This is a genomic window from Vibrio sp. Hep-1b-8, assembly GCF_006124995.1.
Taxonomy (GTDB): Bacteria; Pseudomonadota; Gammaproteobacteria; order Enterobacterales; family Vibrionaceae; genus Vibrio.
In genome coordinates this window covers 1-1,448 of record NZ_QEWN01000044.1, presented here as the reverse complement: position 1 = coordinate 1,448, position 1,448 = coordinate 1, and the positions used below count along the sequence as shown (strand labels likewise).

The 1,448-nt window shown below is 41.6% G+C and carries 1 protein-coding gene and 1 pseudogene; both read left to right on the top strand.

Annotated features, from left to right (window positions below):
• Positions 1-181: 181 nt before the first annotated feature.
• A pseudogene (locus tag DA100_RS08000) lies at positions 182-310 on the top strand (transposase); the annotation flags it as partial.
• 50 nt (positions 311-360) lie between these two features.
• Entirely contained in the window at positions 361-1,392 is a 1,032-nt protein-coding gene (locus DA100_RS07995) for an IS630 family transposase (protein ID WP_171052170.1), read from the top strand.
• The last annotated feature ends 56 nt before the right edge of the window (positions 1,393-1,448 follow it).

Below are 1,448 nucleotides of genomic sequence, written 5' to 3'. Positions count from 1 at the left end.
TTCGAGTCCCGTCCGCTCCGCCACTTATTCCAGACCCCAGCAGAAATGCTGGGGTCTTTTTGTTTTCAGCCCTAAACCACCTACTTCAGTAGGTGGTTATCATCCGTTTCGGCTTTGCCTGTAAAACTACTCATGCTAAATGCGTCTTTGATTTTTCCAGAAGTCAAAGAGGACAAATAACATGAGTAGATACAATCAAGCTTCCCACGTATTTTGGCGATGTCAATACCATATAGTGTGGACTCCAAAGTATCGATTTAGGATCTTGAAGAACAATATAGGTAAAGAAGTTTATCGATGTATACCCCTGATCATTGAAGATGCTTGATTTTCTTTAGAATCAGGATCATGCTACGAACCATGAAAATTACACTGACTCCTCAGCAGAAACTGCAACTCGAACAAATGCACGATTCTACTCGTGATGGTCGAGTGCGTGACCGTATTAAAGCAGTATTGCTTACCACAGAGGGGTGGAGTCAGACCATGATTGCTCAAGCTCTTCGCATTCATGAATCAACCGTTGCACGCCACCTTAGTGACTACGTTCTTTCTGAAAAACTTAAGCCTGAAAATGGCGGAAGCCAAAGCAAGCTTTCTGCTACTCAAACCATGCGCCTAATCGAGCATTTGACTGAGAAAACCTATTCTCACACTCATCAAATTGTCGTCTACATTAAAGAGGCATTTGGACTTGATTATACGGTCTCTGGTATGAACAAATGGCTTCACCACAATGGCTTTAGCTACAAGCAACCGAAAGGCGTTCCACACAAGTTTGATAAAGCAAAACAGCAAGCATTCATAGAGGCTTATGAAGCTCTAAAGGCAAGCTGTGGCAAGGATGAATCGATAGTCTTTATCGACGCAGTTCACCCAACCTTATTAACAAAAATATCTCATGGCTGGATACGTACTGGTCAGGCTAAAGTGATTGAAACAACGGGCAATCGTAGCCGATTGAACATTATTGGCGCACTAAACCTGTCAGATATTGGTGCCACCATCGTTCACGATTACGAGAGTATTAACAGTGAAAATATTGTTCGCTTTTTCTGTAAGTTAAGAGAGAGTTATCCATTAGCCCATAAGCTTCATATCATCTTAGATGGTGCGGGATATCACCGCAGTGACTTAGTCAAAGATGCAGCGTTTGTCCTAAATATCGAACTACATTATCTTCCACCTTACAGTCCAAACCTCAACCCAATTGAGCGGCTTTGGAAGGTAATGAACGAGCAGTCGAGGAATAACGTTTACTTCAAAAATAAACGAGACTTCAAGGAAGCCATCGATCAATTTTTTACTGTGACTCTTCTAGAGATCGCAGGTTCACTGACGTCTCGAATCAATGATAATTTTCAGGTACTCAAGCCTGCATTTTCAAGTTGATTGGGTATAGTTATGTTTACTGTAATCAACTTGGATGTGAAGTAGTAGAGTTAAAC